At 74.8% G+C, this 14,190-nt stretch carries 14 protein-coding genes; 5 read left to right on the top strand and 9 right to left on the bottom strand.

Features of this window, described 5'->3' with window-relative positions; genetic code table 11:
* Positions 1-2 precede the first annotated feature (2 nt).
* The gene (locus tag ACFVHB_RS25365) at positions 3-1,505 is read left to right on the top strand and encodes an aminopeptidase P family protein (protein ID WP_380326574.1); all 1,503 of its coding nucleotides are present in this window, start codon (positions 3-5) and stop codon (positions 1,503-1,505) included.
* 55 nt (positions 1,506-1,560) lie between these two features.
* On the opposite strand, the gene ACFVHB_RS25360 is transcribed toward ACFVHB_RS25365, so the two are convergent.
* On the bottom strand, positions 1,561-2,931 hold the full coding sequence (locus tag ACFVHB_RS25360; protein ID WP_380326571.1) for a hypothetical protein: 1,371 nt from the start codon (positions 2,929-2,931) through the stop codon (positions 1,561-1,563).
* Between the two features lie 56 nt (positions 2,932-2,987).
* On the bottom strand, positions 2,988-3,671 hold the full coding sequence (locus ACFVHB_RS25355; RefSeq protein WP_380326568.1) for an RNA polymerase sigma factor: 684 nt from the start codon (positions 3,669-3,671) through the stop codon (positions 2,988-2,990).
* A gap of 235 nt (positions 3,672-3,906) precedes the next feature.
* Here ACFVHB_RS25355 and ACFVHB_RS25350 point away from each other — a divergent pair, with 235 nt between their 5' ends.
* Positions 3,907-4,974, top strand: coding sequence for a helix-turn-helix domain-containing protein (locus tag ACFVHB_RS25350; protein ID WP_380326565.1), 1,068 nt, complete (start codon positions 3,907-3,909; stop codon positions 4,972-4,974).
* 25 nt (positions 4,975-4,999) lie between these two features.
* On the opposite strand, the gene ACFVHB_RS25345 is transcribed toward ACFVHB_RS25350, so the two are convergent.
* Positions 5,000-5,776 carry a MerR family transcriptional regulator gene (locus tag ACFVHB_RS25345; protein WP_380326562.1) on the bottom strand — a complete coding sequence of 259 codons (777 nt, stop codon included), beginning with the start codon at positions 5,774-5,776 and terminating at the stop codon, positions 5,000-5,002.
* A 222-nt stretch (positions 5,777-5,998) separates the two neighbouring features.
* Between ACFVHB_RS25345 and ACFVHB_RS25340 the strand changes: the two genes are divergently transcribed.
* Positions 5,999-6,739 carry an aquaporin gene (locus ACFVHB_RS25340; RefSeq protein ID WP_380326559.1) on the top strand — a complete coding sequence of 247 codons (741 nt, stop codon included), beginning with the start codon at positions 5,999-6,001 and terminating at the stop codon, positions 6,737-6,739.
* Between the two features lie 24 nt (positions 6,740-6,763).
* Here ACFVHB_RS25340 and ACFVHB_RS25335 read toward each other — a convergent pair whose 3' ends face one another.
* The 6 genes from ACFVHB_RS25335 to ACFVHB_RS25310 form a co-directional block, all read right to left on the bottom strand.
* The gene (locus tag ACFVHB_RS25335) at positions 6,764-7,999 is read right to left on the bottom strand and encodes a hypothetical protein (RefSeq protein WP_380326556.1); all 1,236 of its coding nucleotides are present in this window, start codon (positions 7,997-7,999) and stop codon (positions 6,764-6,766) included.
* 138 nt (positions 8,000-8,137) lie between these two features.
* Entirely contained in the window at positions 8,138-9,325 is a 1,188-nt protein-coding gene (locus ACFVHB_RS25330) for an LPXTG cell wall anchor domain-containing protein (protein ID WP_380326553.1), read from the bottom strand.
* Between the two features lie 296 nt (positions 9,326-9,621).
* Positions 9,622-10,200, bottom strand: a complete 579-nt coding sequence (locus ACFVHB_RS25325; RefSeq protein WP_380326550.1) for a flavodoxin family protein — start codon at positions 10,198-10,200, stop codon at positions 9,622-9,624.
* Positions 10,201-10,279: 79 nt separating this feature from the next.
* Entirely contained in the window at positions 10,280-10,702 is a 423-nt protein-coding gene (locus ACFVHB_RS25320; RefSeq protein ID WP_380326547.1) for a hypothetical protein, read from the bottom strand.
* Between the two features lie 44 nt (positions 10,703-10,746).
* Positions 10,747-11,163, bottom strand: coding sequence for a PPOX class F420-dependent oxidoreductase (locus tag ACFVHB_RS25315; protein WP_380326619.1), 417 nt, complete (start codon positions 11,161-11,163; stop codon positions 10,747-10,749).
* A gap of 187 nt (positions 11,164-11,350) precedes the next feature.
* Entirely contained in the window at positions 11,351-11,914 is a 564-nt protein-coding gene (locus ACFVHB_RS25310) for a heme-binding protein (RefSeq protein WP_380326544.1), read from the bottom strand.
* A 138-nt stretch (positions 11,915-12,052) separates the two neighbouring features.
* Here ACFVHB_RS25310 and ACFVHB_RS25305 point away from each other — a divergent pair, with 138 nt between their 5' ends.
* Positions 12,053-13,477, top strand: a complete 1,425-nt coding sequence (locus tag ACFVHB_RS25305) for a sensor histidine kinase (protein ID WP_380326616.1) — start codon at positions 12,053-12,055, stop codon at positions 13,475-13,477.
* Positions 13,474-14,121: a response regulator gene (locus ACFVHB_RS25300; RefSeq protein ID WP_380326541.1), complete on the top strand. Its 648-nt coding sequence runs from the start codon at positions 13,474-13,476 to the stop codon at positions 14,119-14,121. The genes ACFVHB_RS25305 and ACFVHB_RS25300 overlap by 4 nt, the downstream gene beginning before the upstream one ends.
* Positions 14,122-14,190 lie beyond the last annotated feature (69 nt).

The following is a 14,190-nucleotide window of genomic DNA, read 5'->3' as shown; positions in this document are numbered from 1 at the left end:
ACGTGACCGAGGACCGCACCCCGGCGGTGGCCGAGAACCCCGAGGCCGCCGGCGGCGACGAGCAGCCGCAGCAGTTCAAGGGCCGCAAGAACGGCCTGTACTCGGAGGTCTCCGACGAGCTGGCCGCCTCGATGAAGTCCGGCTGGGCCGACACCGAGCTGCACGGCCTCGCCCCGGTCGCCCAGGCCCCGTACGCCGCCGAGCGCCGCGCCAAGCTCTCCGCCGCCTACCCCGGCGAGCGCCTGGTCGTCCCGGCCGGCACCCTCAAGGTCCGCGCCAACGACACCGACTACAGCTTCCGCGCCGCCAGCGAGTACGTGCACCTCACCGGCGACCAGACCGAGGACGCGGTGCTGGTCGCCGAGCCCACCGGCGAGAGCGGCCACGCGTTCGGCCTGTACCTGCTGCCCCGCTCCAACCGCGAGAACGGCGAGTTCTGGCTGGACGGCTACGGCGAGCTCTGGGTCGGCCGCCGGCACAGCCTCGCCGAGCAGGAGCAGCTGCTCGGCCTGCCGGTCCGCGACGTCCGCAAGGCCGCCGACGAGCTCGCCGAGCGGGCCAAGGACGGCACCGTCCCGACCCGCATCGTGCGCGGCTACGACGCCGGCCTGGAGGCCGCGCTCGCCGACGTGCTGGACGCCGACAAGGACGCCGAGTTCCGGGAGTTCCTGAGCGGGCTGCGGCTGGTCAAGGACGAGTGGGAGATCGGCGAGCTGCGCGCCGCCTGCGCCGCCACCGTCAACGGCTTCACCGACGTGGTCCGCGAGCTGGGCCAGGCCGTCGCCACCTCCGAGCGCTGGATCGAGGGCACCTTCTGGCGCCGCGCCCGGGTCGAGGGCAACGACGTCGGCTACGGCTCCATCTGCGCCGCCGGCCCGCACGCCACCACCCTGCACTGGGTCCGCAACGACGGCGAGGTCCGCCCCGGCGAGCTGCTGCTGCTGGACGCCGGCGTCGAGACGCACACCCTGTACACCGCCGACGTCACCCGCACCCTGCCGATCGACGGCCGGTTCAACGAGCTCCAGCGCAAGATCTACCAGGCGGTGTACGACGCCCAGGAGGCCGGCATCGCGGCGGTCAAGCCCGGCGCCCGGTTCCGCGACTTCCACGACGCCTCGCAGCGCGTGCTCGCCGAGCGCCTGCTCGCCTGGGGCCTGCTGGACGCCTCGGTGTACGACGTCGAGAAGGTCCTGGAGCTGGGCCTGCAGCGCCGCTGGACGCTGCACGGCACCGGCCACATGCTCGGCCTGGACGTCCACGACTGCGCCCACTCCCGCACCCAGGAGCACGTCGACGCGCTGCTGGTGCCCGGCATGGTGCTCACCGTCGAGCCCGGCCTGTACTTCCAGCAGGACGACCTGACGGTGCCGGAGGAGTACCGCGGCATCGGCGTCCGGATCGAGGACGACATCCTGGTCACCGCCGACGGCAACGAGAACCTCTCGGCCGGCCTCCCGCGCCGCGCCGAGGACGTCGAGGCCTGGATGGCCTCGCTCGCCTGAGCCGACGGGTACACGAGAGGGCCCGCCCCCCGCGGGGAGCGGGCCCTCGTGCGTCCTACTTGGCGACCACGCGCACCGGGATGGTGCGCTCACCGACGATGACGATCGGCGCGTCCTGGGGCACCACCGCCGCGCTCGCGGTCACCGGCATCACCCCGGCACCGTCCTGGGCGGTCAGCTTCATCCGGTACTTCACCGTGGCGTTCTGTCCCGGAGCGAGCGCCAGGGCCCGGTCGGTCTCGCCCTTCGCGGGCCTGTCGGCCGTCGCGAGGTCCAGCGGCATCCAGGCGCCGCCGACCAACCGCTCGATCGTCCCCTTGACGACCGGCGCCCCCGCGTACGGCTCGGCGTACACCCGGGGCACGATCGCGGCGTAGTTGGTCTGGCTGGTGTTCCGGTAGGTGACCGAGAACTCCACCGCGCTGCCGTCGTTCGGGACCGACTGCCCGGCGCCCAGACCTTCCACGCCGACGCCGATGTCGTTCTGGTTCGGCCGCGCCACCGGCGCCTGGCGGCCGCCGAGGTCCATGGTGTCCAGGATCGACACCAGGCCCGCCTGGTACTCGGGCTTGAGACCGTTCGCGGCGATGTACACCTGGTCGGTCCTCAGCCCCCACAGCTGGGCCGTGAAGTCCTCCCCGGGCTTGCAGGTGACCTGCCACTGCGTCTTGGAGATCGCCCGCCCGGCCACGATGTCGCGGGTGCGGACCGGCGCCCCGACCTTCGTGTAGGGCCCGGTGGGGACGTAGGGGTGACCCCACACCGGGCAGTCGGGCTGATGGCTGAAACCGCTGTCCGAGTCCAGGTCGAAGGCCGTGGGCCAGGTCGCGTGATCGGCCTCGTCCGCGGTGTTGTAGACCGCGATCACGATGCCGTAGGGCGCACAGGACTCGGGGGTCCAGCCCGGCTGGGAGCCGGTGGGCGCCCCCGGGCTCAGGACGCACATCTGGGTCTGGCCGGAGGCGGGCGGCACCGCCTTCCACCCCGCCGGGACCTTGAACTTGACGCCGCGGAACGTGTACGGCGTCGCGGGCCCCGCCGGCACCGCGGCGGTCGTGGCGGCCGTCGTGGGCGGGGCACCGGCCGGGATGTCGGCCTCGGCGTCGTCCGGGTCGGCCGACGGCGACGCGGTCGCGGTCGGGCCGGCCGTCGCCGTGGGGGTCGGGGTCTCGGTCGGCGTGGGGGACGGCGTGACCGAGACGGTGGCCGCCGGAGGCGGGGTGTCGTTCCGGTCGGCCACCGTGTCACCGCGGAAGCCGAGCACGCCGAAGGCCATCGCCGCGGCCAGACCGAAGAGCGGCACGGCCGCGAGGTACACCGGCTTCAGCCGGCGCAGCCGCCGGCTCGGCGGGTCGGCCGGGCGCAGGCTGTGCGCGGTGATCTGCGTCGCGCGTGCGTCCATCGCCTCGCGGAGCAGGCGTTCCATCGGGGTTTCGTCCGGCCCGCTTCTGTCGCCCCCGCTCGGGCGGGGAAACTTGTCGGTCATCGAACCTTCTCCAGATGCTTTTCCAAGGCGTCCAATGCCCGGCTGGCGGTGGACTTCACAGCACCCCGGGACAGCCCCAGGGTTTCGGCTATCTGCGCCTCCGACATGTCGGACCAGTAGCGCAGCACCAGGACCTCACGCTGGCGGGACGTCAGTTCCTGCAACGCCACCAGGACCCGCCGGTGCTCGTCGTTCAGCACGGCGTGGTCCTCGGCGGACGGCGCGTCGGCCTCGTGCGGCGGAACGTACTCGCGGGCCGTCTTCCGGCGGCGCAGCATCGAACGGGCCCCGTTGACCACGGAGGTGCGCAGGTACCCGAGCGCGTTGTCCAAGTCCTCCAGCTGCTCGCCGTGCCGCTGGTAGAGCTGGGTGAAGGCCTCCTGGACCACGTCCTCGGCCAGGTCCTGGTGGTCGACCAGGAGGACCGCCATCCGCACCAGGCTCAGCCGGTGCGCGTGGTAGAGGTCGGTCAGGGTGGGCCGCTCCTCCTCGGCGGACTGGCCGCGCCCCCCGCGCAGCAGCCGGAAGCCCGAACGACGCTTGGCCGCCTCCTGCTCCGGTCGCGGCGCGGCCGTCGGCTCGACGGCCTCCCGGGCGCCGAAGAGGAGGACGGCCAGCCCCAGCGGGGAGAATCCACGGGCCCTCCCGGGTCCCGCGATCGGCCCGATGGCCATGGACATGAGGTTCTGCTTTCCCCCGGGACGGCACCCGGCACTTGCCGGACCGTCAGGACACTGTGATCAAGGCTGCGATCTGCGGGCATCCTGCCAGTACCGGTGTCCCGGCGCCGCCCCGCCCCCGTACTGATGGACGTGTGGCGGGGCCCGGGGTTGCAGGGGGGTCCGCGGAAAATCCGAACTGGCCGGAACGGCTACACTCGCCGCCATCCCGCCACCCCTGAGCGAGAGGTCCGCGATGGCCGAGCAGCAGACGTCCGACCGGCAGTCGTCCCCCCGGCAGGGCGCCGGCCCGGTGACCGTCGCGATCGGCCGGCGGCCGGAGCCGGTGCACGACGTCGCGGTCTACGCCTTCGACGGCATGACGCCGTTCGAACTCGGCGTCGTGGTCGAGGTGTTCGGGCTGGCCAGGCCGGAGCTGAGCGGGCTGCTGGCGGCCCCCTGGTACGGGCTGAAGGTCTGCGCCGACCGTCCGGGCACCGCGCTGCAGGCGGTCGGCGGCTTCTCCCTGACCGCCCATCACGGCCTGGACGACCTGGCCGCCGCCGACACCGTGGTGATCCCCGGCGTGCCGAACGCCTTCAGCGGCGAGGTCTCCCCCGGTCTGGTCGCCGCGCTGCGCACGGCGCACGAACGCGGCGCCCGGATCGTCTCGATCTGCTCGGGCGCCTTCGCGCTGGCCGCGGCCGGCCTGCTGGACGGCCGCGAGGCCACCACGCACTGGCGGTACGCCGAACTGCTCCAGCGGCGCCACCCGTCGGTGCGGGTCAACCCGGACGTGCTCTACGTGGACAGCGGCGACGTGCTGACCAGCGCGGGCAGCGCCGCCGGGATCGACCTCTGCCTGCACCTGGTCCGCCGGGACCACGGCGCCAGGGTGGCCAACAACGTCGCCCGCCGCTTCGTGGTGCCGCCGCACCGGGACGGCGGGCAGGCCCAGTTCATCGAGGCCGCGATCCGGCCGGTCGAGGAGGAGGACGACGGCATCGCCCGGTCCATGCGGTGGGCGATGGACCACCTCTCCTCGCCGCTGACCATCTCCCTGCTGGCCCGCGCCGCCCGGATGTCCGACCGCTCGTACCTGCGCCACTTCACCGCCCGCAACGGCACCAGCCCGATGCGCTGGGTCGTCACCCAGCGCATCGCGGCCAGCCTGCCGCTGCTGGAGGCCCCCGAGGGCTCGGTGGAGGAGATCGCCACCGCCGTCGGCTTCGAGAGCGCCGCGACCTTCCGGCACCACTTCGGCCGCGTGATGCGGACCTCCCCCACCGCCTACCGCCGCGGCTTCGGCCGCGGGGCGGCGTAGCGGGGCCGGTTCCCGGGGTGCGGTGTCACGCCTGCTCGCCGGTGCGGAAGGCCGCGTTGGCGAGCATGGCGTCGTGCAGCCACCGGGCCAGGCCGGGGGCGAGCCGCTCGTAGACCTCGGTGAACCGCGGGTCGGCGACGTACATCCCCGCGATGCCGCGGTGGATCTCGAAGGTGCAGTCGTAGAAGTTCTCGCAGATGTGCTGCCGGTGCACCTCGGCGAGGTCCATGGCCGGGCCGCCGTCGGCGGGCTCGCCGGCGGTGAAGGCCTCGACCAGGCGGGCGTTGAGCGCGTCGGTCTCGGCCTTGATCCGCTGCCAGTCCGCCTTGCCGTACTCGGCGGTGCGGCGCTGGGACTGCGCCCAGGCCTCGGTGTCGCCCCAGCGCTGTTCGGCCTCGGCCTCCCACTCCTCGCGGTAGGACTCACCGAAGAGCTCGAACTTCTCCTCCGGGGTCAGCTGGATACCCATCTTCTTTGCCTCCATGGCGTGTTCGACGGCCGCGGCCAGTTCCTGGAGGTGGGCGATGCGCTCGGTCAGCAGCCGGTGCTGCCGCCGCAGGTGCTCGCGCGGGCTGACCGAGTGGTCGTCCAGGATGGCCGCGATCTCTTCCAGGGGGAACCCGAGTTCGCGGTAGAACAGGATCTGCTGCAGCCGGTCGAGGTCGGTGTCCTGGTACCGGCGGTAGCCGGCCGGGGTGCGGCCCCCGGGGGACAGCAGTCCGATCTCGTCGTAGTGGTGCAGGGTCCGGACGGTGATGCCGGCGACCCTCGCCACCTCGCCGACCGAGTAGCCGTCGCTCATGCGGGTTCTCCCTTCGTGCTGACCTCGACCCTCCCGCCTCCCGTTGCGTGAGGGTCAAGCCGGATTCCGCCCTCCGTCGGACCGGGCCCAGTCTCACCGGTCCCGGGCGCCCCCGGGGCCGTCAGCACCGTGCGAGTCTCCGAGCGGACGGCCCCGGACGGGCCCCGGGTTGGACGAAGCCGACTATTGCCGCACCCGGACGGCGGCCAGGACCATGGCGCCATGACCACCGTCTCTCCGCACCTGGTACGACGGCTGGCCGCGGAGGCGGTCGGCACGACGGCGCTCGCCGCCGTGGTGGTCGGCTCGGGCATCCAGGCCGCCGCGCTCAGCCCGGACGGCGGGATCCGGTTCCTCGCCAACGTCGGCGCCTCGGCGCTCGCCCTGACCGTACTGATCGAACTGCTCGGCCCGGTCTCCGGCGGGCACTTCAACCCGCTGGTGACGGCGGGCGCCTGGTGGGCCGGCCGGCGCGACGGCAGCGGGCCGGCGCTGCGCGAGCTGGCCTGGTACGCCGCCGCGCAGACGGCCGGCGCGGTGACCGGGACGGGCCTGGCCAACGTGATGTTCGGGCGGCCGTTCGCCGAGCCGTCCGGGCACGGGCGGGACGGCACCGCGCTCTGGCTCGGCGAGGCGGTGGCCACCGGGACGCTGCTGCTGCTGGTGGCCGGGCTGGTCCGCAGCGGGCGCGGCAGGCTGGTGCCGGCGGCGGTCGGCCTCTGGGTCGGCGCGGCCTGCTGGGCCACCTCCTCGGGCGGGTTCGCCAACCCGGCGGTCACCCTCGGGCGGGCGCTGACCGACAGCTACACCGGGATCGCGCCCGGCTCGGTGCCCGGTTTCGTGCTCGCCCAACTGGCCGGGGCGGCGGTCGGCGTGACCCTCGCGGCGGTGCTGTTCGGCCGGTCCCGGGCGGCCCGGACCACCGCGGTGCCGGGCGACGCCCGCGACCTGGTCGCGGGCTGACGGACACCGGGATCCGTCAGCGCCTCACGGCGCCGCCCCCACCAGCGTCCGCTCGCGCCGCCGGGCCGCCCGGCCGCCGGCCGCCCCGCCGTCCTCGCCGCCCCCGCCGCGCGGACGGCGGGCCCGCCGGGTCGGCCAGAGCAGCACGTACCCGGCCGAGACCACGACGAAGGCGAGCCGGACCAGGCCGCGGGCCGGGTCCGACGGGATCAGCAGCGTGCCCCCGTACAGCGCGGCCAGCGCGATCCAGCTCCACCACGGCACCAGCCGCTTCTGCCCGACCGCGTCCCAGAGCAGGGTGCCGAGCAGGATCGAGGCGGTGTAGTAGGTGTAGACGCTGGGGTCGAGCAGGATCCGGGCGTCCGCCCCCAGCAGGACGACGCCCGGCCAGCGGCCGCGCCGGACCGCGATGCAGCCCAGCGCCAGGCCCAGCGCGAACTGGGTGGGCCGGTCCCACCACGGGGTGGCCGGGTCGGTCACCCCGAACCAGCGCAGTGCCGAGGCCGGCTGGTTGGGGATGGTGAACTTGGCCGCGGCCACCGTGTCCAGGTTCCCCAGGTAGAACGGCAGCCAGGCGACGGCCACCAGCCCGGCGAACCAGAGGGCGGTGCGCAGCCAGGCCGGCCGGGGCAGCGCGAGGATCAGCGGGGCGAAGGCCAGCGCCCAGGGCTTGGAGTCCACCGCCAGGGCGAGGTGGACGCCGACCTGGGTGGCCTTGCCGCGGCTGAGCGCGTGCGCGGCGAGGGTGGTGAAGAAGAGCGCCAGCACGTCGTCCAGGTGCGCGAAGCGCACCGAGACCTCCACCCACATCGGGATGAACGCCAGGCCGGCGATCAGCAGGCGCTGCTGGAGCCGGCGGTGGTTGGTGCCGGTGCCGAGGTAGTACCAGGCGGCGGTGCGGCCGACCAGGACGAGCATCACCAGGCCGAGCCCGGACATCGCCGCCTCCGCGAGCACCTGGCCGGTGTGCGCGGGGAACGGGTCGAAGAGGCGGGCCACGGCCAGGCTGACCGGGCCGATCTGCAGCTCGGGGTGGTGCGCGTAGAGCGAGAGCCCGCCGTCGGGCTGGCCGCTGAAGAGCAGTTCCTCGCCCTGGCGCAGGTAGTGCCAGGAGAAGCCCCCGCTGGGCTCGACCAGCAGGAACCAGAGCGCCGTCCAGGCGACCAGCAGGACGTGGTGTCTGCGGAGCGGGAGACCGGCGATCCGCCCGGTGGCGGCCTCGTAGTCGGTCGTGGCCCGCGCCGAACGTGCTCCCCGCACCCCTTCGCACCTCTCGTGCCGTTCCGCCCCCTCCGGCCGGTCATCTTATGTGACCTGGCGGCGAGGGAAACGCCCCTCGGGTGTCCGGCGGACGGACATCCGAGGGGCGTTTCCCGGGGCTCGGCCCGGTGGCGCCGCTCAGCCCTGCTGGGCGGTCTTGCGGCGGCGGAGCACCACGAGGGTGCCGGCGCCGGCCGCGAGGACGGCGCCGCCGGCGATCGCGATGGCGGTGGTGTTGTCACCGCCACCGGTCTGGGCCAGCGCCTTGTCCGCGTTGTCGGCGGCGGTCTTGGCCTTGGTGACGCCGGCCGGGGTGAGCTTCGGCGCGGTCACGGCCGGGACCGCCACCGGGAAGTCGATCGGCTGCTGGGCGTCGCCGCTGCTCGCGGTCGGGGCCGGGGCGGAGCCGGTGGCGGACGCGCTCGGCGCGGTGGTGGCCGTCGCGGACGGCGAGGCCGTGCCCGTGGCGGTCGGCGACGCGGTGGTGGTCGGCGTGCCGGTCGCGGTCGGCGACGCGGTGGTGGTCGGCGTGGCGGTGGCCGTCGCGGTCGGCGAGGCCGTGGCGGTCGGCGAGGCGGTCCCGGTCGGCGAGTTGGTGGCCGTCGGGGTCGGCTTGGCGGTGGTCGGCTTCGCCGTGGTGGGCTTGGCGGTGGTGGGCTTGGCGGTGGGGCTCGGCTTGCCGCCGCCGGCCTTGATGGTGAAGCCGGCGCCGCGGATGCCGTCGCAGCTGAAGCGACCCTCGCCGACGGGCTCGTGGGTCTTGTCGTCGAGCTGGGCGGAGAACACGACCGGCACCACGCCGGCCTTGCCGAGCGGGGCGTCCTGGGTGAAGGAGACCCGGACCTTGATGGCCAGGTTCTTGCCCTGGTTGACGACCTGCAGGGCGTCGTCGGAGACGTTCCCGTCCCCCGTCACGGCGCCGAGCAGGGTGAGCACCGCGTCGTCGTCCTCGTCGCCGCCGCCGGGGGCGACCGAGCCGGGCAGCCACTGGCCGCCGGGCAGCTGGTACTCGACCTTGAGGTCCTTCGCCTCCAGGCTGCCCTCGCGGTTCTTGAACTTGAGCAGCGGGATCAGGACGAAGTCGTGCTTGGCCGAGTTGTCGATCTTGAAGGTGAACTCGCGGGCCTCGCCGCCCGCGACGAAGGTGTCCGGCACCCCGTGCACCGACAGGTCGAGGCTCTGGTGCGACGCCTTGTCGGCCTGCGGCGCGGCCGCGGACGGGGAACCGGTGGTACCGACGGCCATGGCTCCCTGGGCACCGGTCAGCACCAGGGAGGACGCGAGCGCGGCGGCGCCGGCGAAGGCAAGACTGCGACGGATGGTCATGGACAAGGAAGACCTCACGAGAGTGTCCGGGCACAGCCCGGGAGCGCGGCAGGGCAGGGCTGTCCGAACAGCTCTCCCCCCGCGAAGCTGAAAGTCCGACGGAGACTACCGAAGGACCGGGCCGGGCCGGAAGGCGGGTACCACGCTTCGGGCACCACCCGGGCCGCGGGCTGTCCGATTGACCCAACTCCGTCATGCGGTAAGGCTTTCGCGCTCGACCGCCGGGTGGCCACCGACTGACGGGGACACGCCGGAAGCCGCCCGCGGCGACCGGCCGTCAGATGCTGCGGTGAACGTCAGCCGGAGAAGAACGACGTGGCGGCGACCAGGGCCTGATCGTCCTTCAGCACCTCCCCCGGGCGGGTGCCGTTGCCGAGCAGCGCACCGCCCCAGCGCATGCCCAGGTAGTCGGCGCAGAGCCGCAGGGTGCCGATCAGCGGATCGGCCTTCTCCGGCTCGGTGGCGAGGGCGGTGACGGCCCAGATCGTCCCGCCGGCCATCCGGGCGCGGAAGTCCGCGCCGGGCAGCCGCATCCAGGCCGACCAGTGGTCGAGGTAGAGCTTGGCGCTGGTCGGCAGCGAGTACCAGTACAGCGGTGCGACGAAGACCAGGTCGGTCGCGGCGAGGGTGGCGTCCAGCAGGGTGCGCTCGTGCCCGACGGGCTCCGGGAACCCGCCGTCCACGGCGTGCCGGCGGTCCTCGAAGGGCGGCAGCGGGTGCTCGCTCAGCCGCAGCCAGCGCTGCTCGGCACCGGCCGGCAGGCTCGCCCCGGCGGCCAGCCGGGCGAGCCGTTCGGAGTTGCCGTCGGCCCGCGAGCTCGCGTTCAGGAAGAGGAAGCGGCGCGGCGCCGCGGCACCGGTCTGCGGTTCGGACATCGGGACCCCCGTGGCACGGTCGTCGGAAGGAGTTCGAGCCTACGACTCGGCCGGCGAGCCGGGCCCGGGCGGTCCCGGCTCAGGCGCAGGCCCGCCGGCGCAGCGGCGAGACGCGGGCCTGGTCCGCCTCCAGCTCGGCGATCACCCGGTGGCGCAGCAGCTCGTACTGGGCTTGGAGCCGACCGGGGCGCTGCGGGCGGGCGACCGGCCGGCCCGGGCCGACCAGCTCGTCCGGGCCGAACTGCTCGCGGGTGAGGTCGATCTCGACGCCGGTGGCGAACCGGTTCCACCAGTGCAGGTCCGTCCGGACGCCGCCGACGTGCACCTCGCCCATCATCAGCTCGCCGCCCAGCAGGTCGTGCAGCACCATCGCCGTCACCCCGCACTGGCCGCGGGCGGGATTGTCGGGACGCCAGTGGGCCAGGTCCTCGGGCGCACAGGTGTCGACACCCCAGGAGGAGCGGATCGCACGTTCGATGTCGTTGAGGGTCCACGCCGTCATACCGGGAAGCCTGCCACGCGGCACCGACAGTGGCAGCCCGCTTTTCAGTCGGCCACCCCCTGTTCTGCGCCGACCTTCTCGATCTTCACCCGTACGAGGAGTTCGCCCGGCACCCCGTTGCGGGCCCCGTACCGCTCGGCGCGGTCCTCGCCCATGTAGCGGGCCGCGATCCGGGTGGCCCAGGCGCGCACCTCGGCGAGGTCCTCGCTGAGCGTGGCGGTGCCCTGCACCAGGACGTAGGCGAACGGCGGCCGCTCGTCGTCCACGCAGAGCATCACCCGGCCGTCCCGGGCGAGGGTGCGGCCCTTGACGGTGTCGGCGCCGGTGTTGAAGACGATGTCGTCGCCGTCCAGCAGGAACCAGACGGGCTTGACGTGCGGGCGGCCGTCGGCCCGGGTGGTGGCGATCTTGGCGGTACGGGTGCCGGCGGAGAGGAAGGCCCGCCACTCGGCCTCGGTCATGTGTGCCATGCGCCCATCCTGGCCGCTCCGGTCCGGGGGCGCAGCCGGTTACACGGCCGCTTGCGCGGCCGATCGCGCGGCGGACGGCGCACCGGTTCCGCGCCGCTTCCGCCGTTCCGCACCCGGGCGGGCCGCGCCCCGGAGGCGGCGCCCGGGAGGCCGGTGCGCCGCCCGGCGGGCTCGGTGACTACTTGGCGAGCTCCGCGACACCGGCCTGGGCGAACTGCTCGTCGAGGTCGCCGCTGGGCGCGCCCGCGACGCCGATCCCCGCGACCGGGGCGCCCTTGGCCTGGACCGGGGCGCCGCCGGCCAGGAACAGCGTGCCGGGGATGTCCTTCAGGTTCGGCACCTGGGCGAGGCGCTTGGCCAGCTCGGAGGTCGGCGCGTTCCAGGAGACGGCCGTGAACGCCTTGCGCTCGGCGGACGCCGGCGACTGCGGGCCGGCCCCGTCGCCCTTGAGCAGCACCCGGGTGACGCCGTCGCGGTCCACCACGGCGACCGAGACGTGCTGGCCGGCCTTGGTGGCCGCGTCCAGGGTGGCCTGGGCGGCCCTGGTGGCGGCCTCGATGGTCAGGCCGGTGGTCTGGGCCAGGTTCTTGTTCTGGGTGTCGGCCCTCACCGCGGTGGCGGCGGCGGCCGGGGTCTCCGAGGTGTCGGCGCTGGCCGAGACGGCGCCGACGGTGGCGGCGGCCAGCGCCGCGGCGACGACGGTACCGGTCAGCACCCGGGTGCGCACGGAGATCTTCTTCATGGTCCAGCTCCTCGTCGGATCGGTCGGGGCCACGGCCGGGACCGGGGGGACCGGGTCGGGCTCGGCGGCTTCGGTGTCGATCCTCCGGCCGCCCGCCCCCGCGGCACATCGACGGTCCGGCGGCCGCTCGCGCGCATGATGGAGGACGGCCGGGTCAACCGATCGGCTGATGCGCGCCACTGCCGGACGGGTCACCATCGAGGGATCGGCGCAGGTCAGTGCCGATCCGGCGGCCGAGGTCGGCGCGGCGAGAGGAGCGAGGACGTGGAACAGCCCCACCCGGGCGCCGCGCCCGCACCCGCCCCGACCGGCGCACCCTCCCCGGCCGGCGGCACCCCCTCCCCGGCCACCGGCACCCCCTCCCCGGCCGGCGAGCCGGACGCGGGCCGGCTGGTCGTCCTGCTCGACTCCGCCTTCCTGCTGCTGCTCGCCACCTCGCTCAGCCGCTACCTCTCCCACCACCCCGGCAGCCCCCGGATCCCCTGGGTGATCGGCCTCAGCCTCGCCCTGGCCGTCGCCCAGCCGGCCGGCTCCTGGCTGGCCCACCGCCGCCCGCCCGCGCCGGGGCGGCGCCGCCGGCTCTGGCCGCTGGCCCTGGTGGTCACGCTCTGGGTGGTGCTGGTGCTGCTGGCCCCCAGCTTCGCCTGGTGCGCCGTCCCGCTCGTCTACACGGCGCTGCGCACGCTGCCGGCCCGGGCGGCGATCCCGCTGGTGGCGGCGCTCACGCTGCTGGTGGTGGTCGGCGAGGTCCGGCTGCCGGGCGGGGTGGACGCCAACCTGATCCTGCTGCCGCCCGCCGTGGCGGCGCTGGCCACCGCCGTCTTCCTGCACATGGAGCGGCAGGCCGAGCGGCAGCGCGCGCTGATCGCCGACCTGCGCCGCACCCGGCGCGAACTGGCCGCCACCGAGCGGCGGGAGGGCACCCTGGCCGAGCGCGAGCGGCTCGCGATGGAGATCCACGACACCCTGGCGCAGGGGCTGTCCAGCCAGCAGATGCTGCTCCAGGCCGCCGACCGCACCTGGGACGCCGACCCGGCGACGGCCCGCGCCCACGTCCGCACCGCCGCCGAAGTGGCGGCCCGCAACCTGGCCGAGGCCCGCCGCTTCGTCCACGACCTGGCGCCGGCCGAACTCGCCGACGGCCGCACCCTCGACCAGGCGCTGCGCTCGCTCGCCGAGCGGGAGTCCGCCGAGAGCGGCCTGCCGGTCCGGTTCCACCTGGACGGCACCGCGGTTCCGCTGCCCGCCGCCGCCCAGTCCGCGCTGCTGCGGATCGCCCAGGGCGCGCTGGCCAACGTACGGGAGCACGCGGGCGCCTCGGCGGCCGCGCTGACCCTCTCCTTCCTCGGCGACCAGGCCGTCCTGGACATCGCCGACGACGGCCGGGGCTTCCGCGTCGACGGGCCCGGCACGGCGGGCGCGGCCGGCCCCGGCGGCGGGCGCGGCCACGGCCTGCCGGCGATGCGGGCCCGGTTGCGCCAGCTCGGTGGCACCCTGACGGTCGAGAGCACTCCCGGCGAGGGCACCGTCGTGTCCGCCGCGATCCCGTTGGAGCCCCGATGAATCCCGCTTCCTCCGCTGCCCCGCCGGTCCGGCTGCTGGTCTGCGACGACCACGCCGTCGTCCGGGCCGGCCTGCTGGCACTGCTGGCCAGCGCCGGGGACATCGAGGTGGTGGGCGAGGCGAGCAGCGGGGAGGAGGCGGTCGCGCTGGCCGCCCGGCTCGCGCCGCAGGTCGTCCTGATGGACCTCCAGCTCGGCGAGGGCATCGACGGGGTGGAGGCCACCCGCCGGATCACCGCCGCGCCGGGCGCCCCGCACGTCCTGGTGCTCACCACCTACGACACCGACGCCGACATCACCCGGGCGATCGGCGCGGGCGCCACCGGCTACCTGCTGAAGGCCGAGCGGCCGGAGGAGCTGTTCGCCGCGGTGCACGCGGCGGCGCTCGGCCGCACGGTGCTCTCACCGCCGGTCGCCTCCCGGGTGATGGCCCAGATGCGGGCCCCGCTCCCGCAGTTGACCGAGCGCGAGCAGGAGATCCTGGCCCAGCTGGCGCAGGGGCTGGGCAACCGGGAGATCGCCCGGGCGCTGTTCATCAGCGAGGCGACGGTGAAGACCCACCTGGGCCGGATCTACGACAAGTTGGGCGTGGACACCCGGGCCGGGGCGGTGGCGGTGGCCAAGGAGCGCCGGCTGCTGCGCTGACCGCCCGGCGGGGCCCGCGGGTCCGCGGCCGAAGCCGCCGCGTCGGCCATCGCGTCGGCCGCCGAGCGT

This window comes from Kitasatospora sp. NPDC127111 (assembly GCF_042677465.1).
Lineage (GTDB): Bacteria > Actinomycetota > Actinomycetes > Streptomycetales > Streptomycetaceae > Kitasatospora.
This window is presented reverse-complemented; position numbering and strand designations above follow the sequence as displayed.